At 42.5% G+C, this 13,483-nt stretch carries 12 protein-coding genes and 1 riboswitch; of the genes, 9 read left to right on the plus strand and 3 right to left on the minus strand.

What is annotated here, in order from left to right; translation table 11 throughout:
* Positions 1-4: 4 nt before the first annotated feature.
* Positions 5-559: a CBO0543 family protein gene (locus tag ACFO3D_RS18080; protein ID WP_390299496.1), complete on the minus strand. Its 555-nt coding sequence runs from the start codon at positions 557-559 to the stop codon at positions 5-7.
* Between the two features lie 154 nt (positions 560-713).
* Positions 714-860, minus strand: a complete 147-nt coding sequence (locus ACFO3D_RS18085; RefSeq protein WP_390299500.1) for a hypothetical protein — start codon at positions 858-860, stop codon at positions 714-716.
* A gap of 481 nt (positions 861-1,341) precedes the next feature.
* Between ACFO3D_RS18085 and ACFO3D_RS18090 the strand changes: the two genes are divergently transcribed.
* The 4 genes from ACFO3D_RS18090 to ACFO3D_RS18105 all read left to right on the plus strand — a co-directional run bounded on the left by ACFO3D_RS18090 (position 1,342) and on the right by ACFO3D_RS18105 (position 5,054).
* Positions 1,342-1,560: a hypothetical protein gene (locus ACFO3D_RS18090; protein ID WP_390299503.1), complete on the plus strand. Its 219-nt coding sequence runs from the start codon at positions 1,342-1,344 to the stop codon at positions 1,558-1,560.
* 110 nt (positions 1,561-1,670) lie between these two features.
* Positions 1,671-1,898: a hypothetical protein gene (locus ACFO3D_RS18095; protein WP_390299506.1), complete on the plus strand. Its 228-nt coding sequence runs from the start codon at positions 1,671-1,673 to the stop codon at positions 1,896-1,898.
* A gap of 298 nt (positions 1,899-2,196) precedes the next feature.
* Positions 2,197-3,369, plus strand: coding sequence for an IS200/IS605 family element RNA-guided endonuclease TnpB (gene tnpB, locus ACFO3D_RS18100; RefSeq protein ID WP_390299509.1), 1,173 nt, complete (start codon positions 2,197-2,199; stop codon positions 3,367-3,369).
* A 102-nt stretch (positions 3,370-3,471) separates the two neighbouring features.
* A riboswitch (cyclic di-AMP (ydaO/yuaA leader) is annotated at positions 3,472-3,614 on the plus strand.
* A gap of 75 nt (positions 3,615-3,689) precedes the next feature.
* Positions 3,690-5,054, plus strand: coding sequence for a TrkH family potassium uptake protein (locus ACFO3D_RS18105; RefSeq protein ID WP_390299512.1), 1,365 nt, complete (start codon positions 3,690-3,692; stop codon positions 5,052-5,054).
* Here the strand turns inward: ACFO3D_RS18105 and ACFO3D_RS18110 are convergent.
* Positions 5,051-6,034 carry a TIGR00341 family protein gene (locus ACFO3D_RS18110; protein WP_390299515.1) on the minus strand — a complete coding sequence of 328 codons (984 nt, stop codon included), beginning with the start codon at positions 6,032-6,034 and terminating at the stop codon, positions 5,051-5,053. The genes ACFO3D_RS18105 and ACFO3D_RS18110 overlap by 4 nt on opposite strands.
* A gap of 212 nt (positions 6,035-6,246) precedes the next feature.
* On the opposite strand from ACFO3D_RS18110, the gene ACFO3D_RS18115 reads away from it, so the two are divergent.
* From ACFO3D_RS18115 to ACFO3D_RS18135, 5 genes are all read left to right on the plus strand, one after another.
* Positions 6,247-7,377 (plus strand): F510_1955 family glycosylhydrolase, encoded by a 1,131-nt coding sequence (locus tag ACFO3D_RS18115; RefSeq protein WP_390299518.1) that lies wholly within the window; start codon positions 6,247-6,249, stop codon positions 7,375-7,377.
* A 33-nt stretch (positions 7,378-7,410) separates the two neighbouring features.
* Positions 7,411-8,013 (plus strand): class I SAM-dependent methyltransferase, encoded by a 603-nt coding sequence (locus ACFO3D_RS18120; RefSeq protein WP_390299521.1) that lies wholly within the window; start codon positions 7,411-7,413, stop codon positions 8,011-8,013.
* Positions 8,014-8,147: 134 nt separating this feature from the next.
* Positions 8,148-10,274, plus strand: coding sequence for a heavy metal translocating P-type ATPase (locus tag ACFO3D_RS18125; protein WP_390299524.1), 2,127 nt, complete (start codon positions 8,148-8,150; stop codon positions 10,272-10,274).
* A 67-nt stretch (positions 10,275-10,341) separates the two neighbouring features.
* The gene (locus ACFO3D_RS18130) at positions 10,342-11,337 is read left to right on the plus strand and encodes an LLM class flavin-dependent oxidoreductase (RefSeq protein ID WP_390299527.1); all 996 of its coding nucleotides are present in this window, start codon (positions 10,342-10,344) and stop codon (positions 11,335-11,337) included.
* A gap of 541 nt (positions 11,338-11,878) precedes the next feature.
* Positions 11,879-13,465 carry a spore germination protein gene (locus ACFO3D_RS18135; protein ID WP_390299530.1) on the plus strand — a complete coding sequence of 529 codons (1,587 nt, stop codon included), beginning with the start codon at positions 11,879-11,881 and terminating at the stop codon, positions 13,463-13,465.
* Positions 13,466-13,483: the final 18 nt, after the last annotated feature.

A 13,483-nucleotide genomic window follows, 5' to 3' on the forward strand; every position in this document is an offset into this window, starting at 1 on the left:
TGTATCACCAAAAAGGGGCAAATTGGTCTCTTCTGCTGTGCCAATGAGCTAATAAGTAAATCAATAAATAAATTGGAAATGAATAATAATGTTCCCACTTTAGTAATTCGTAAAAATTAAAGTAAGTAAAAATTGATCCTCCTATAAATGAGGACAAAACTGCAAAAATTATACCCTTTAATAAAGGAGACAGATTGGGTTTGTATTCAATTAAGCTGATAATCGATATGGGGATTAACGTCCAATCCCACGGAATGAATGCTGGCAGCCAGGGGAGGACTTCATAGTAATAAATCCAAAGCCCAAATTGGGTCCCCAGAAAATCAAGGTATGAAGAAATTACTGCTACCAGCAAGCCGGTATAAAATAAGCGGTTCCTGCTTGCTTTTTTCGAGAGGAGCACCCAGACTATCCAAGGTACTATGGATAACAGCAAACCAACCCACCAATAAGTAGTGAATAACACATGTTCAAGCCAAAGAGAAGTCTTTTGTTCTTGTGAAAATGTTACTGGCTCATGTAACTGAAGTACTTTTTCCTGATATGAAGATTGCAGCATAAAGATACCTCCCGCTATTAAATGTATTGTGTCCTTTTTCCGGCTAAGCTATGAGGAATAAGTGACTGGCAATGGGAGAAGTGGGAGAAACAATTACCAAGCAACTAAAAAATAAAAGACCAAAGAATCATCTTTGGTCTGAATCCTATATTTCCTATTGATTTCGCAACAGGGTATCAAATAAGTCGCCAACTGACATGCCGCTTACCTGTTCAACGAGCTTATCTCTTTCGGTTTTCTTCCTTAACGAACCTAACGAACCTTCCAGTAGTACCTGCAAGGTTTGTTGCCGATCAAGCAAAACATATTCTACTTCGAGGACGTTCACTAAAATTGCTGTAATTACCGCAATCTGCTGTGACTACAGGTTAAGCCCTCCCAATAAACTGTTAAGTTCCGGATCACCAAACTTATCATTCTTCGCAGTATTCTTGGACATATTAGTCACCTGCTACTGTATTGTGGATGTACTGAATGGAAATACGTTGTCTTCCTCAGCCTAGGTTTCGACATCTTCTCCGTCTTCAAGGGCAAAGGAAATGAATACATATAGCGCTGCAATTAGTAATACCGTTCGTTTGAATTCATCATCCATTTAAAAACAACAATTCTTTTCAAAAAAACTGTAGGCGTTAATCTGCTCTCTATAAAGTGTATGCGTTTGCCCAGTTTTTGTGCTATATCCTTTGCCTCTACAATGATGGCCGTTTTAGCATGGAACAGGAGGGGAAATAATAATAATGAATACTGCTTCCAATCCAGTACGGAAGGAGGTAGTTATCATGGCGGATAAATCCGTAAATTTTTATAAGGCTTTTAGTCTTGGAATCGGATGGATTGGAATAATCGTCGCAATTATAGGTTTTCTTTATTACCCGTTATGGCTGGGGATTTCAGCCATTGTGTTGGGGGCCGTGGCACTGACCGGACCTGCGAAAGGTGTTCCGGCAACTTCAGTCGGATTAGGAATTATTGTTCTAATCTGGCCGCTTTTTAATTAATTTACTCAAGCAAATATTGTAAGATAGAATGTTTAGACCCTTGACCAGCGTGGAAAACTATTATTGAAAGATAAAAAAAACTCCACAATGTGCAAAGGAGGTAGTTTATAATGGCTACTAATACAGCGCATATGAGTAAAGGTACAGGTTTAAGTCTTGGTTGGATTGGTATTATCGTTGCCCTGATTGGCTTTATATGGGCGCCAGTATGGATGGGGATTATCTCCATCGTACTAGGAGTAATTGCACTTTCTACACCATCTACTACTGCTAGAGGTTCTGCAATTGCTGCGGTTATCTTAGGTGCCGTTGTATTGATTTCGACATTTATCGTCTGACTTGAACCATGGAACAAGTGGAGAATAATCAGGTTTGAATATGGAGCCTTCTGTGTCCTGTTTAGGGATGCGGAAGGCCTTTTTTGTACTGCCCAGGATTTTTTAAAAAAACCTTTGACAATTGATCTAATAGAGCGTAGTTTATACTTTATCGCTCTACGACAGAAGACTTCCTCTTCAATTGCGCGAAGGGCTTTAGCCCAGCGATAAGGGGGAGATGAATGTCGGTTGGCGATAGCCAATACACCTCCTTCCATGGTATAATGAGAACAAACGTTCCTGAGAAGTGGGTGATTTCATGTTGGTCAAAAAAGCTTTTAAATTTCGCATATATCCCAATCGAAGACAAATCGAGCTAATCAACAAGACCATTGGTTGCTCCAGATTTGTATTCAATTTCTTCCTTGCAAAACAGAAGCAAAAAGACGCCTACTGGTACATAACAGAAGAGATGGTCCAAAACGGCCAACTTCCCTCCAACAACTGGAAAGGTGGGTTTTTCAATAAATATGAAGCTGTAAGGGCGGTTCGTCAATTAAAAGACAATTATCCCTTTTTAAAAGAAGTGGATAGCATCTCCCTTCAAAAGTCCGTGGAGAATCTGGCTGACGCTTACCAACGGTATTACAAGAAACAAAATAAAGCGCCTACATTCAAAAGTAAAAAAAATAAGGTCCAGTCGTATACCACCAAACAAACCAATGGGAATATCACTGTTTTTGATCACCACATAAAGCTGCCTAAAATTGGTCTCATTCGTTTTGCCAAGAGTCGTGAAGTGGAAGGACGAATCATTAATGCCACCGTTCGGCGTAATTCGAGCGAAAAGTATTTTGTGTCTGTTCTTGCGGAAGTGGAGGTCTTACCATTACCAGCGAACAACTCCAATACGGGTGTGGACCTGGGATTGAAAGACTTCGCTGTGCTGTCGGATGGAACTACATACAAAAACAACCGTTACTATAAAACCCTGGAACAAAAACTGATAAGAGCTCAACGTGTGCTATCGAGGCGTGTGGTGGGTTCTGGTAACTGGAACAAACAACGAATCAAAGTAGCCCGCATTCATGAAAAAATCGCCAACAAGCGCGAAGATTTCTTGCATAAGACCTCTACCGATATCATCAAAAACCACGATGTGATTGGAATCGAGCGTCTGCAGGTATCGAATATGATGAAAAACAGGAAAAGCGCTCAATCCATTGCGGATGTGTCCTGGTATCAATTCAAGGTCATGTTGAAATATAAAGCTGAATGGTACGGCAAAACTGTGGTGGAAGTGAGTAAAACCTTTCCCAGTTCGCAGCTGTGTTCGTGTTGTGGTTATCAAAACAAAGACGTTAAAAATCTGCATGTGCGTGAGTGGACCTGTGTATGTGGGGCCCACCACCAACGAGATGTCAACGCAGGATTAAACCTTCAAAATGAAGCGATAAGACTTCTAACCGCAGGGACTGCGGGGATAGCCTAATCCATAACTGGCGGTTACGCCGGTGTTCTTAGGAATCCCCCACTTCAATCAGACCGCAAGGGAGATAAGTGGTGGGTAGTTCAACAAACTATATATGATCTGATACCTTTATCGCTGAATCTATTGAACGGGGGACCGAATAATGATAGATTTATTCTATCTTGGGGTGAATCTTACATGGTAAGAGGGGATACTCTCAGTCCCTAACCCGACAGCTAACCTCGTAAGCGTTGATATGTTGAGGGAGAGGTCGCAGGTTTATCCTAGGACCATTCTCTCGTGATGGTCTTTTTATGTTCTGAAAGAAATTGGGTGAAAATATGAGGAAGTTTACGGTGAAAAATTTTTACAGGAGTAATGGCTTAAGGCCGGCACAAATAATTGTGTTGTTCTATATTATAGCAGTTATGGTCTCTGTGGGTCTCTTGAGCCTCCCGGTAGCACTTAAACCAGGTGTTGATTGGACGTTTATAGATATCCTGTTTACCGCGGTCAGTGCTGTCAGTGTGACCGGATTAACCGTGGTTTCGACCGCTGATACGTTCAGTATTACGGGTAAATTTATACTGCTGTTTATTCTGCAGTTCGGTGGTATCGGAATTATGACGCTTGGAACCTTTGTCTGGCTATTAATGGGCAAAAAAATCGGATTGAAAGAGCGTCAGCTTATTAAAACAGATCAGAATCAGTCACACTTGTCAGGTTTGGTTGAATTGATGAAGCAGATTTTAATCATAATTATTGCTATTGAGCTTGCTGGAGCACTAATTTTAGGTATTCATTTTTTGAATTATTTTCCGACTTGGCAGCAGGCTTTCTTTCAAGGCTTATTTGCTTCTGTCAGTGCAACGACAAATGCTGGTTTCGATATAACTGGAAGTTCACTTGTTCCATTTGCCAATGACTACTATGTACAGTTTATAACAATCATTCTACTGACATTAGGGGCTATCGGATTCCCGGTACTAATCGAGGTGAAGGATTATATAAAACAAAGAAAAGGGCACAGGTTAAGTCGGTTTAGTCTATATACCAAATTGACAACACTCACATTCTTTTCACTAATGTTTTTCGGGACGATTGTTATTTTGCTGTTTGAAGCAAATCATTTCTTTGACGGAAAAAGCTGGCATGAATCGATTTTCTATGCATTTTTTCAATCGGCAACCACGAGAAATGGTGGACTTGCAACGATGGATGTCAGTCAATTTTCTTATTCAACACTGTTAGCTTTATGTTTTTTGATGTTTATTGGGGCGTCGCCAAGTTCGGTTGGTGGCGGGATACGAACGACTACTTTTGCCGTTATTATCCTGTTACTCATTACATTCGCTAAGGGCAGAAAAGATATTAAAGTGTTCGGGCGTCAGCTTCACGAAGAGGATATTCGTAAGTCGGTCGTAGTAACGTTCATGGCTGTTATGCTCTGTTTTACTGCTATTATGATTCTTGCCAGAACCGAGCCATTCTCCTTGATGGAAATCATGTTTGAAGTAAGCTCGGCATTTGGTACTACTGGACTTTCTATGGGAATAACTGCTGAACTCAGTACGATTGGAAAATCAGTAATTATTGCACTAATGTTTATTGGGCGAATTGGTATATTATCTTTTATTCTGTTATTCCATGTTAGACATCGAGAAGCAAATTACAAGTTCCCGGAAGAGCGTATTATCGTTGGTTAAAACTGCATGAAAATCACCGTAATAACCAGGAACAGGCAGAACACGCCAGTAAACAGCAGCGAATGCAGTCTTGATGTGCTGGCGTCCTGAATATTTTTCCAATTAATCGGTTTAATTCCACTAAGCCAGTAAACAACAATGGCGGATAATAGAATGGAATTGATGTTGATTACCAATAACAACAGAGGCTGAATTGCTGACTGCCATTCAAAGGCACCCATCATCATACCAAATACAATAGCAGGAGGGAGTACAGCAAGTGAAATCATCACTCCAACGAGCTGCCCCTGCGAGCGTTTTACAAATGAAAGTGCACCGGCAGCCCCGGCGGCAATTGCCACTAGAATATCGAGTAAAAAGACATTTGTCCGCGCCAGAAATTCAGTACTATTAATCGGAAGCGGAAAAAGAAATCCAAATAGGGCGGCAATGGAAACAGGAATCAGCAGTCCGAATAGTGCTGTAACGGATGATTGCCGCATTATTTTTTTTTCACCGAGGACGGAGGAAAATGATACTCCCATCAACGGCCTGATTGACGGATCGATAATATTGGCACCAAGTACCAGAGCGGGACTGTTTTGGATAATCCCAACAGTTGCAACTACCGCGGCAAATACGGTAAACCATGAAAAGCTGCCGTCAATTTTGCTGGAGGTCTGCACAACCGATAAAAGTTCATGCCGGCTTGCCCGTTGAAACTGCTCCTGATCGTCATTAGGGGTATTTTTTTCGTTCAAATGACTTGGTATGTACGCTTTTACGGAATAAAGAAGTGCATCAAACTGATTGCTTTCATCTGATGCCGCCTTTTCAAGGTAATTAAGTATCTGCTCAGCATCTTGCTTCTCCACGAGAATATGAATATGTACGTCTTCCTCTCCCTGGGTTACCCATGACACAGTATGGTCGAATTTTTCAAGTATATGCTCCTCGTTGAACGCTTGCGGTGCAAGTATTTCAATCATCTGCAGCTCCATTAGTGTATCCCCCATTTCCCGTTGTGGCGTGGAATTCTTTAGTATTTTAACCGGTTAAAGGGAAGTTTATTGATAAATCGTATCAATAAATCTTATACTTGAAGTAAAAGTTCTTTAGAAAAATTACATAGTTTCTTAATAATGAGGATGTAAAATAAAGGATGAAACGGGTATAATCCCCAACAATTCATCAGGGAGTGTTCAGATTACAGATGAAAAGATTACTTATGATTGCAGCTGTGCTAGCTGGAACGGTTGTCGTCCCATTTACTGCTTTTGCGCATGGAACGGAAGAGAGCGCCACAGGTTCCGTTACTAATTACTGGAACTACGGCCTGATTGCCGGCATTATTTTATTTGTTATATTCGTGGGACTATACTTCTTTAGGAAGACAAAAAAGAAATCGAACCGGAACAATGTTTTTATGTGGGGATCCATTTTATCAGCTGTCTTGGTTGTTTTTATTCTGGTTATGGCGAACGTAAATGACGGGGAAAGCTCAGCCGATGACCACCACGAAAATGTTACATTCACCCATATCCATGGGCTTGGCTACACAAGTGACGGAGAGGAGCTTTATGTTCCGGCACATGATGGCCTGAAGGTTTTCAAAGACGGTGAATGGACCGATCCGAATACAACCCCACACGACTATATGGGCTTCTCCATGTTTGAAAATGGATTCTATAGTAGTGGGCACCCGGCCGAAGGGTCAGATCTTAAAAACCCACTTGGAATCGTTAAAAGTACGGACAAGGGAGAATCGATTGATATTTTGGGACTGCACGGAGAAATTGATTTTCATGGCATGACGGTTGGCTATGAAACGCAGGAAATTTATGTTTTTAATCCAGCAGCGAATTCGCAAATGCCTGAGCCGGGATTTTATTATTCAACCGATGAAGCAAAAAACTGGACTAAGAGTGAATTGGAAGATTTAAAGGGGCAGGCAAGTTCACTTACAGCACATCCAACGATATCCGGTACGGTTGCTGTTGGTACGAATGAAGGCGTGTTTGTGTCAGCTGACCATGGCAATACATTTAAAAAAATGCCAGTAAATGGCCATGTTACGGCAGTGGCTTTTGGTTATCAGCATAACCTTCTTGTTGCGACTCAGTCCAATGAGGTTAACTTGTACAATGTCAGTCTGCCAACAAACGAACTTAATAAGCTGAGTATACCAAAATCTGTGGAAACTCCGATTATGTATATTCAGCAGAATCCTGCGAAGCCAAAGGAACTGGTTATTGCTACAGATGATAAAGACATATACTTCTCGCATAACAGCGGTCAGACATGGGAGTTAAGTGTCGATAACGGAACAGCAGTAGAACATTGATAAGCCTGTCGCTTATTTTAGGAGGGGAAGGTATTGGGAAAATGGTTTCCACGTATATATGACACGGCGATGAAACCGCTGGAAAAGAACAAGTTCAATCTTATACGGAAATCCCTCGTGGAACAAGCTTACGGAAGGGTGCTTGAGGTTGGTTCAGGTACCGGCATTAACTTTCCTTACTACAAGAATGTAACCAGGTTGGATGCCATTGAACCCAACCCCAGGATGCAGGAAAAAGCCATTCCCCGGGTAGATGACGCCAGCATTCCCATCCAAACCTATACAGCAGGAGCCGAAAAACTTCCATTTGATGACAACACTTTTGACTCTGTCGTTGCAACGCTGGTGTTCTGTACGATTCCAGATCCTGTAGCTGCGCTTCGTGAAATCCGTCGGGTCGCAAAACCAGGGGCCCGCATGTTATTTTTTGAACATGTGAAGATGGACCAGCCGGCTTTGGCTAAAGCCCAGAGCTTTATGACACCTGTCTGGAAGCAGGTTTGCGACGGGTGTCATCTTGACCGGGATACACTTGGTCTGTTGCAGGATTCATCCCTTGAGATTTTGAAAATTAACCGTTACTATCGCGGACTTTTCCTAAGTATTGTAGTGAATAATCAGCCTATTTCATATTAAAACCTGCTTCCTTTCTTAGTAATGAAGCGTTTTTTATCTTACTGAACCAGTTTTCTCTATACTTTAAATGGGTAAAAAATACACCATGTGGGTTTTGGGTAATACTAATCGACAAGAGAGGAGGAGCAGAATTAATGGATAAACATAATAAGGCGCATGGCCAGAAACATCACAACCATGAGCATGCTGCACATCAAAACAATGAACCAAAACACGAACATCATCACCCTCATGAGAAAGTCGAGGATGAGGGCCGTCACAATTTACATGATGACAGTGGGCATGAAAACCATGATCATCACGGTCATCACGAAGAACATGACCATGGAGATATGGTTAATGACTTTAAAAAACGTTTTTTTATTTCGTTAATTATTACGATTCCCATTCTGATTTTATCACCGATGATTCAGTCTTTAGTTGGGGTGAATTGGGACTTTACTGGTGATAAGTATATTCTGTTTGCGTTTGCCACATTTGTATTTTTCTATGGAGGCTGGCCGTTTATTACCGGGGCTATCAGTGAACTGAAAGACAAAAACCCGGGAATGATGACACTAATTGGTCTGGCCATCCTGGTGGCGTATGGCTACAGCTCCCTTACCGTATTTGGCTGGGAAGGTAAGGATTTTTTCTGGGAATTGGCAACTCTGATTGATATCATGCTATTAGGTCACTGGATTGAGATGCGTTCGGTTATGGGCGCGTCTAATGCGCTCGAGGAATTGATCAAACTAATGCCGAATGAAGCACATAAGCTTGAAGAAAACGGTGAAGTAGAAGACGTTCCAGTGTCCGAATTGAAGAATAATGATAAGGTCCTTGTTAAACCTGGTGAAAAAATCCCTGTGGACGGCACGATAACAGACGGTAAATCAGCGGTAGATGAATCTATGTTAACAGGTGAATCCGTACCGGTTGAAAAGTATCAGGGCGATGAGGTGATTGGTGGTTCTGTTAACAACGAAGGATCGATCACCATCCAGGTTGAAAAAACAGGGGAGGACTCGTACCTCTCACAGGTCATAAATCTGGTAAAAGAAGCTCAGGAGTCCAAATCAAAAACACAAGACCTTACCAACCGTGCAGCAAAATGGCTGTTTTATCTTGCTTTGGGATCTGGTATAGTCACGCTTGTAGTCTGGCTGATGCTCGGCTATTCTTTTGATGTCGCGCTCGAGCGAATGGTAACGGTGATGGTAATTACTTGCCCGCATGCACTTGGACTTGCTGCACCATTGGTGGTTGCGGTATCGACTTCCATATCGGCAAAACAAGGACTTTTGATTCGTAATCGTGCAAATTTTGAAGGGGCACGGAATCTGAATGCGGTTGTTTTTGACAAGACGGGTACACTGACAAAGGGTGAGTTTGGCGTTACCGACATTGTGGCTGAAGAAGGATACTCAGAAGATGATGTATTGACTTGGGCAGCGAGCATCGAACAAAATTCTGAGCATCCGATTGCAAGCGGCATTCTGTCCGCTGCAAAAGAAAAAGATTTGAAGTTGAAGAAAGTTAATGATTTCCAGTCGATTACTGGAAAAGGCATAGAAGGTAATATTGACGGTAAAAAAATAAATGCGGTAAGCCCCGGGTATGTGAAGAATAACAATTTGGAGTACGACGTGGATAAGTTCAATCATATGTCAGAAGAAGGGAAAACCGTTATATTTGTATTAATGGACGATAGACTTATTGGCATGATAGCGTTGGCCGATATGGTCCGTGACACGGCGAAAGAAGCAATCAATTCACTACGTAACAACGATATCCATTCCATTATGTTGACAGGTGATAACAGTAAAGTTGCTCATTGGGTGGCCAAACAGCTTGATATTGACGAGGTCTATGCTGAGGTATTGCCTGATGACAAAGCAGATAAAGTAAAAGAAATTAAAGATAGAGGCTGGCGGGTCGCCATGACAGGCGATGGCGTGAATGATGCTCCGGCACTGGCAACAGCTGACCTTGGAATCGCGATAGGAGCCGGAACCGATGTAGCAATGGAGACTGCGGACGTCGTACTTGTCAAAAGTAATCCATACGACGTTGTATCACTAATTGACTTGTCGAGAAAAACTTATCGAAAAATGGTACAGAACTTATGGTGGGCAACCGGGTACAACATCTTTGCAATCCCACTAGCTGCGGGTGTACTTGCACCTCTTGGGATTGTACTCAGCCCAGCGGTTGGGGCGGTTCTTATGAGTTTAAGTACGGTTATTGTGGCCATCAATGCAAAGTTATTAAAACCGTAAACAGAAAATGGTCAAGGACTCTGAGCCTCTAAAGCTTAGGGTCCCAATTATTTCAGGAGGATTTTTTATGAAACTGAGCGTACTGGATCAGGCACCAATCTCGAGAGGGTCTGACGCTATACATACACTAAACAATACACTGAAACTGGCCAAAATAACCGAGGATATCGGATATACACGTTACTGGGTGGCTGAGCATCATAATACCAACGGCCTTGCCAGCACATCACCGGAAATTCTGATTACTCGGATTGCTGCCCACACAGAAAGAATTCGTGTCGGGTCCGGCGGGGTTCTTTTACCACAGTACAGCCCGTTTAAAGTGGCGGAGAACTTTAAAACAATTGAAGCTTTTTTCCCAGGACGGATTGATCTCGGAATCGGGAGGTCACCAGGTGGTTCGCAATTAACACGCATGGCAATAACCGATAATATGGATCGAAGTATGCGGGAATTTCCAAGGCAGCTAGCTGATCTGCAGGGATTTCTGCACAATACACTGCCAAAAGACCACCAGTTCCGGATGGTGAAAGCTGCACCCAGATTGGAAAATGTTCCGCCATTATGGGTGCTCGGGTTGTCGGAACGCGGCGCAAAGAATGCAGCCAAGCTTGGTACAGGGTTTGTGTTCGGTCACTTTATTAAGCCTGATAATGGAGCAAAAGTTATTCAAACATACCGAAATAACTTTCAGTCTTCACCCAGCATAGAGAGTCCAAAGACCGTTGTATGTATTTTTGTCGTGTGTGCAAAAACGCAAGAGGAAGCAGAGGAGCTGGCACTCAGTCAAGATAAATGGCTCCTTAGTGTAGGAAAGGGTGCCGATACCAAAGTGCCGTCGATTGAAGAAGTGAAAAAGAAAACCTTCAGCCAAGAGGAGTTGGAACAAATCAGAAAGAACCGCGAGCGGGCGATTGTCGGGACACCGGATAAGGTGAAACGCAAATTGGACCGGTTAAGCGAGCAATACCAGACCGACGAATTTATGATTATAACGAACATTTATGATTTCGATGCCAAAGTGCGGTCCTATCAGTTGTTGGCGGAGGAGTTTCAACTATAAAAGTGCTCCACTAGAGGTGGATTCTTGCCAAACACCGCTCATCGGCGTTATGAGAGACTGAAGGAAGCCGGAATTCAAGCCAAATGCCTCTCATCGGCCTTATGAGAGGTCGAAGGAGTCGAGAATTTATGCCAAACACCGCTTATCGGCGTTATGAGAGGTCGAAGGAATCGGGAATTCAAGCCAAACACCTCTCATCAACCCTATGAGCGGTCGAACGGGGCGCTTTTTTTGTTTGATAATCAATATTTATTTAGAATTAATTAACTGGAGTCCTAAGCCGTGTCAAAAATAAAGGAACCCAACAATCTGCAATCCCAACTACAAAACCATTCGGTTGTGATCAAATATCACTGCCTTATTTCCATCATTTAAACTAATAATCCTCAGCCCGAACAGACTAAGCGAAATTATTCAATAATCCTTGATTTTATAGGAAGTCTGTTTGTTTCCCCTCAAGGCTTTCCTAACTTGCATAAAATTTGTCCAGTGAATCATCCTATAGTATACCCACCTAGTCCAAACATGGAAGGATGGTAGGATGAGCGCCAGGCAGAGAAAAAAGCAGCCCATTTTTAAAAGACGTAAAACGAAACAGTCGGACAAAGGTCAGATAACTGAGTCTTCAAACCCAGGCGGAATAGATGCGGAACTGCCGTCTGACCTTGCTGAAGCAGAAGAGATATTGCGCAATGTATATGAAAACTGTTCAGATGTTATGTTCCGGTCCTTTTACATAGATAAAAAACATAAGGCGCTTCTAGTATATATAGAAGGACTTGTAAATGGTGAGGAACTGGATGAAAATGTTCTTTCGCCATTGTTCCAAGGGAGTGATATGGATTCAGAAACCGAGGAGGTAATTTATAAACGTTTGCCCGTTTCGACTGTTAAGCAAGTAAGAAGTCTTTCCGACTGTATTGGCCAAATTTCCACAGGTAATCCGGTAATACTGGTGGATAAGGAGAATTCCGGTTTTTCGGTTGGCCTTTCTAAATGGGATAAGAGAGCAATTGAGGAACCTACCGCTGAAACTGTTGTACGCGGGCCAAGGGAAGGGTTCGTTGAGACCATTTCTGTCAATACCTCACTTATCCGGCGAAAAATACATAGTCCCAAACTGAAAATGATGTCATTAAACGTAGGGGATTATACGGAAACCAAAGTAATTATTACATTTGTGGAAGGACTGGCCGATCAAACACTAATTGATGAGGTTACAAATCGGATAAGCCGGTTAAACATTGACGGTGTACTGGAGAGTGGAGTACTTGAAGAGTTTATTGAGGACAATCCACATTCTCCTTTTCCTCAAATCTTATCCACGGAAAGACCTGATGTCGTCGCAGCAAACCTGCTGGAGGGGCGGGTTGGGATTATTGTCGATGGAAGTCCCCATGCGCTTGTGGTTCCCGTCACATTCTATTCTTTTTTACAGGCAAGCGAGGACTATTATCAACGTTATATTATTGGTACATCTATACGCTTACTTAGGTATCTTTTTCTACTGATCTCTTTATTCCTGCCATCTATGTATGTTGCACTGCTTACTTTCCATCAGGAAATGATTCCCACTTCACTGCTGATCAGTATTGCCGCCTCCCGCGAACAGGTACCGTTTCCAGCATTAATTGAAGCATTGATGATGGAAATAACTTTTGAAGCACTTCGTGAAGCCGGGCTTCGGTTGCCAAAACAGATAGGTTCTGCTGTCAGTATTGTCGGTGCGCTTGTTATCGGTGAGGCAGCAGTGTCAGCTGGGATAGTTTCGGCACCAATGGTAATCGTTGTGGCGCTTACAGGGGTCGCCTCATTTACTATTCCGCGCTACTCCGCTTCAGCGGCAATCCGGATGCTTAGGTTTCCGATGATTATTCTTGCCGGTACACTAGGATTACTCGGGATAATATTGGGCATTATCACTATTGTTGTTCATATGGCCACAATACGCTCGTTCGGTGAACCTTATCTCAGCCCGATGGCACCTATGAAGAAAAACGAAATGAAGGATGTGTTGATGCGCGCACCTTGGTGGAAGCTGGACAGACGGCCGCATTTTACAGGACAATACAACAAGTATCGCCAATCAGGAAATCAAAGGCCTTTTCCAGATAAGGGCAAAGAATAATTTGTGTTGGAGGTGAAA

This window comes from Virgibacillus kekensis, from assembly GCF_042654125.1.
Taxonomy (GTDB): domain Bacteria; phylum Bacillota; class Bacilli; order Bacillales; family Amphibacillaceae; genus Lentibacillus; species Lentibacillus kekensis.